The 4,973-nt window shown below is 64.9% G+C and carries 4 protein-coding genes and 1 pseudogene; all 5 read left to right on the forward strand.

The features are described 5' to 3' along the window. Positions 1 to 523, forward strand: a pseudogene (locus EN781_RS25600) (peptidase M29); the annotation flags it as partial. Positions 524 to 541: 18 nt separating this feature from the next. Continuing rightward, entirely contained in the window at positions 542 to 1,852 is a 1,311-nt protein-coding gene (locus EN781_RS25605) for an acyl-CoA dehydrogenase family protein (protein ID WP_126056182.1), read from the forward strand. Between the two features lie 6 nt (positions 1,853 to 1,858). Continuing rightward, complete coding sequence (locus EN781_RS25610; protein ID WP_126056183.1) at positions 1,859 to 3,148, forward strand: alpha/beta fold hydrolase; 1,290 nt, start codon at positions 1,859 to 1,861, stop codon at positions 3,146 to 3,148. Next, complete coding sequence (locus EN781_RS25615; RefSeq protein WP_126056184.1) at positions 3,145 to 3,834, forward strand: TetR/AcrR family transcriptional regulator; 690 nt, start codon at positions 3,145 to 3,147, stop codon at positions 3,832 to 3,834. The genes EN781_RS25610 and EN781_RS25615 overlap by 4 nt, the downstream gene beginning before the upstream one ends. After that, the coding region (locus tag EN781_RS25620) for a glutamine synthetase (RefSeq protein ID WP_127400447.1) at positions 3,824 to 4,973 on the forward strand (1,150 nt) is incomplete at its 3' end. The genes EN781_RS25615 and EN781_RS25620, both read left to right, overlap by 11 nt.

Below are 4,973 nucleotides of genomic sequence, written 5' to 3' on the forward strand. Positions count from 1 at the left end.
CTGCGGCGGTACGCCGGGCTTCGGCACCACGCCCGGCGCGGTGGCGCACTGGCCGGGCGGGCTTTGCCTCGCCTTTCCCGGAAAGAACTGCGTCAACGGCCGGATCGTCATGGACGTGGGCGACATGAACCTTACGTTCAAGACGACGCTCACCAGCCGCATCGACTTCACCATCGAGGACGACTTCGTCACCGCCATCAACGGCGACGGCGTCGATGCCATCCATTTTCGCGAATACATGGAAGCCTGGAACGACCGCAACGCCTACGGCATGAGCCATGTCGGCTGGGGTATGCATCCGCGCGCCCGCTGGGTCTCGGCCGCCATGTACGACAAGCGTGACATGCAGGCGGTGGAGTTCCGCGCGCTGGCGGGATCGTTCCTGTGGTCTACAGGCGCCAACCAGTATGCCGGCCGCTATACGCTCGGTCATTTCGACCTGCCGATGCGCAACTGCACGATAACTCTGGACGGGAACGTCGTCGTCAAGGACGGCCTCCTGCAAGGCGAACTGGCGTCCTGACGCCCCTCGGAGAAGACCATGAGCGACATTGCCGATTACTACGACCTCTCCCGCATCCGCCCGCAGGTGCAAGCCAAGCTGCGGCTGGTCAACGAGCTTGGCCGCGATAAATTCGCGTCGCGCGCCAAGGGGATCGACGATGACGCCTCCTTCCCGGTCGAGAACTACAAGGATTTGGCGGCTGACGGCTTTCTCGGGCTCTGCATCCCGGAGGAATTCGGTGGCTGGGGCTTCTCGATGTTCGAGTATGCCATGGTCGGCGCCGAGATCGGCAAATACTGCGGCGCCACCGCACTGACCTTCAACATGCACAACTCGTCCATGGCTTGGTCGCGTTTCATGTTCGATATGCCGAACCTGACGCCCCAGGAGAAGGCGGCATTCGCGCCGCTGCGCGAGCGCCAGTTCCGCCGCGCCATCGCCGAAAAGGCGATCTATTCGCAGCCTATCTCCGAGGGTGGCCAGAACTGGACCTCGAAGCCGAACCAGACGCAGTGCCGCAAGGTCGACGGCGGCTGGAAGATCAACGGCTTCAAGAAATTCGCCTCGCTGGCCGGCTATTGCGACTACTACACCATCGTTTGCACCGAGGTGTTCGAGGGCCGGGAGCCGCGCCACGAGGACACCATGCTGTTCGTCGTCCACAAGGATGCGCCGGGCCTCAGCGTCAAGGGCGACTGGGATCCGCTCGGCATGCGCGGCACCAACAGCCGCGACCTCATCCTCAAGGACGTCTTCGTCACCGAATTGGACCTGTTGATGCCGCGGGGCATCTTCGGCAAGACGCTGCCCAACTGGCCTCACATGATGGTGACCCTTTCGCCCACCTATATGGGTGTCGCGCAGGGCGCCTTCGACTTCATGGTCGACTATCTCAAGGGCAAGGTGCCCGGCCAGCCACCGATAGATCGGCGCATGTATGCGACCAAGCGTATCGCGGTGGGCAAGATGTACGCCCGGCTGGCGAACATGCGCGCGCTGTGGTGGCAGGCTTTCGGCGAGTCGAAAGGCTTTCCGACCAAGGGCGAGGTGCTGCGCATGTACGCCGCGCAATACAACGTCATGGAAGGCGCGGCCGAGATGACGTCGATGGCCATCCGCACCTGCGGCGGCCAGTCGATGCTGAAATCGCTGCCGCTGGAGCGTATGTACCGAGACAGCCGTTGCGGCGCGCTGATGCTGCCCTTCACATCCGAGATCATGGAGGACTACCTCTCGGTACTGGCGCTCTACGAGATGGACGAGATCGACTCCGCCCCTGGCGATGAAGGCGGCGCCCGTATGTCGCTGTGGCGCGGCGAGCACGGCGCCGCGCGGTCGGCCCGGTAGACGCCAATGGCGCGCGAAACGGTCGAGGTCGTCGGCGTCTCAGCCGCCTCGCCGGAGGCGGTGTGGTCCGTCGTTTCGGATTTCTGCGGACAATGGCACCCGGCCATCGCCACCATCTACGCCGAGCACGACGCACGCGGCACGCTGGTCCGCGCCTTTACCGCCCATGGGGAGGGTACCGTCTATCGCGAGCAACTCACCTGGCTGAGCGACAGCGACCGCACGCTTGCCTACACACATCTCGAAGGCATTGCCGGTGCGCAATCCTATGACGGCCGCATTGCCATTGGCGCCGGCGATCATGGCGGCAGCACGCTGCGCTGGAGCGCGCGGGTCGAAGCCGCGTCGCCGCGTCTGCAGGCGATTTGCGAGGGCACGAAGGCGATCTTCGAAGCGGGCATCGCCGCCCTGTCGGAGACAACGCTCGCTACCGACGCGGCGGAGCAGCCAAGGCCCCTGCCCGCCTCTGCCGCCACGCGGGACATAGTCATCGATGGCGAGCCTCGCCTCGCGCTAACGACGACGGATAGCGACGGGCCGCTCTGCCTGTTCCTGCACGGCATCGGCGGCTCGCGCGGCAACTGGCTGCCGCAACTCGCGGCCGCAGGCGGCGTTATGCGCGCGGCGGCACTCGACTTGCGCGGCTACGGCGACAGCGCGCTCGGGCGAATGCAGTCGACCGTAGGGGACTACTGCGACGACATCCTGCGCGTGAAGGAAGAACTTGGCGCCGATCGGCTGGTGCTGGTCGGCCTCTCCCTGGGCTCGTGGATCGCCACCTCCTTCGCCATGCGCCACCCGGAGATGCTGGCGGGGCTGGTCCTTTCGGGTGGCTGCACCGGCATGTCGGAGGCAAGCCTCGAGGAGCGTGAGACCTTCCGTGTCAGCCGCAAGGTGCCGCTGGATGCCGGCCAGACGCCGGCCGATTTCGCTCCCACGGTGGTGGAAGTGCTGGCGGGGCCGAACGCCTCCGACGCGGTGAAGGAACAGCTCTTCCGGTCGATGGCGGCGATCCCGTCCGCCACCTATCGCGACGCGCTCGTCTGCTTCACCAATCCCTCCGAGCGTTTCGATTTCTCGCGCCTGACCATGCCGGTGTTGATGATGACGGGCGAGCACGACCGGCTGGCGTCGCCATCGGAGATCCGCGGCGTTGCCGGACGAATACTCGACCAGGCCTTTCGGCCAGACATCCGCTACGAGACCATCGCGGATGCCGGCCATGTCTGCAATGTCGAGCAGCCCGCAGCCTACAGCCGCATCCTGCTGGACTTCCTGAGGAAACTGCCGCGATGACCGCCTTGTCCCGCCGACAGCAAAACAAAATCGAGCGCGAGCGGCGCATCCTGGAAGCCGCGCTGAAGGTCTTTTCCGAAATGGGCTATTCCGGCGCCAACATGGATGCCGTCGCTCTCGAGGCGAACTTGTCGAAGCCGACGCTTTACCAGTACTTCCAGTCCAAGGAGGCGCTGTTCTCGGCCATGATGCTTGGCGAGCGCGACCAGATGCTGGCGGTCTTCGAACATCCTTCCGATCGCGGCATGGTGGCGGACCTGCTGGAATTCTCATGGGACTACGCCGACACCGTGCTGCGTCCGGACCTCCTGTCGCTGGCAAGGCTCATCATCGGCGAGGTGCAACGCTTTCCGGAGATCGGCCGCGCCTATCAGGAGGTGGGGCCGGACCGCCTGCTGCGCGGCATCATGGATTATCTGGAAGGCCAGCGACGCGCCGGCCGGCTGGCCTTCGACGACGCCGAACTCGCCGCGCAGGATCTATGGGGCCTGATCCTGTCGGCGCCGCGCACGCAGGCCCTCTACATGCCGGACCACTCTCCCTCGCGCGCCGAGATCGCTCGTTATCTGCACAACGGCCTCAAGGTATTCCTCAAGGCCTATTCGACACAGCCCGAGACCGATCTCGCCGAACTCGCACGACTTATCGGCGCCCATTCCCTCAATCAGGTGCAACATGACGCTTGACGATTACCTGGCCGACCAGGCCAGCCGCTTTGCCACGGTCGCGATGACCGACACCAACGGGCTGCTGCGCGGGCAGATGGTCTCGGCCAACAGCCTCAAGGGCATTGCCAAGAACGGCATGGGCATGGCCCCCGCGCAACTGGCGCTGGACCCGACCGATGCGATGCTCATCATTCCTGGCGTCAATGACGATAAGGGTGATTTCCACGATGACCCGTTGCAGCTCGATCCCGGTTCCGCCCGCCGCCTGCCGTGGTCGAAGGCCGGGCATGACCTGCTGGTGCTGTCGAACTACACCGGCGCTTCAGCGCAGATATGCCCCCGCGCGATCCTGAAATCCGTTCTTGCCCGTGCCGGCGAAGCGGGGCTGGTGCCGAAATACGGAATGGAGCTGGAATACACGCTGTTCGACGAGACGCCGGAGAGCGCGAAGGCCAAGGGCTACCGCAATCTGAAAACCGCGACGGCGCATGCAAGCCACGACCTGATCCTTTACCAGGTCGTCCAGACCGAGTGGTACGAGGCCGTGGCCGCCATGTGCGAGCCGCTGAGGATCGACCTCGCCAAGATGCACGAGGAGATCGGCGCTGGTTTCATGGAGGCTTGCATCGGCGCCGGCGAAGGCCTGGAGCCGGCCGACCAGCTGGTTCTCCTGAAGAACTTCATCCGCGCGCTGGCGCTGCGGCAGGGCCGGTCGGTCACCTTCATGCCGCGCTGGAACGAAAAGGCGGATAGCCAGTCGATCCACCTGCACATCAGCCTGAAGGACAAGACAGGCAGATCGCTGTTCTGGGACGCGAAGGAGAAGAACGGCGTCAGCCGCACTTTCCGCCACTTCCTCGGCGGCCTGCAGGCCTATGTCGGCGACACGACGCTGGTCTTCCAGCCGACGGTGAACAGCTACCGGCGTTTCGCCCCCGGCACCTTCGCGCCACCCGGCCTGACATGGGGTTTCGAAAACCGCACCACCTGCTTTCGCCTCGTCGGTCACGACGCGGGGTCCCTGCGGGTGGAAAATCGCCTGCCCGGTGCAGACTCCAATCCCTACCTCTCCGCCGCCGCAACCATCGCGGCCGGGGTTGCTGGCGTCATCGGTGAGATCGAGCCTAATCCCGAAACCATCGGCTCGGGTTATGCTC

Source organism: Mesorhizobium sp. M4A.F.Ca.ET.090.04.2.1, from assembly GCF_003999085.1.
In the GTDB taxonomy this organism is placed as follows: Bacteria; Pseudomonadota; Alphaproteobacteria; order Rhizobiales; family Rhizobiaceae; genus Mesorhizobium.

Coding starts and splice junctions, on each gene's coding strand:
- EN781_RS25605 (WP_126056182.1), top strand. CDS start 542: ATGAGCGACATTGCCGATTACTACGACCTCTCCCGCATCCGCCCGCAG.
- EN781_RS25610 (WP_126056183.1), top strand. CDS start 1,859: ATGGCGCGCGAAACGGTCGAGGTCGTCGGCGTCTCAGCCGCCTCGCCG.
- EN781_RS25615 (WP_126056184.1), top strand. CDS start 3,145: ATGACCGCCTTGTCCCGCCGACAGCAAAACAAAATCGAGCGCGAGCGG.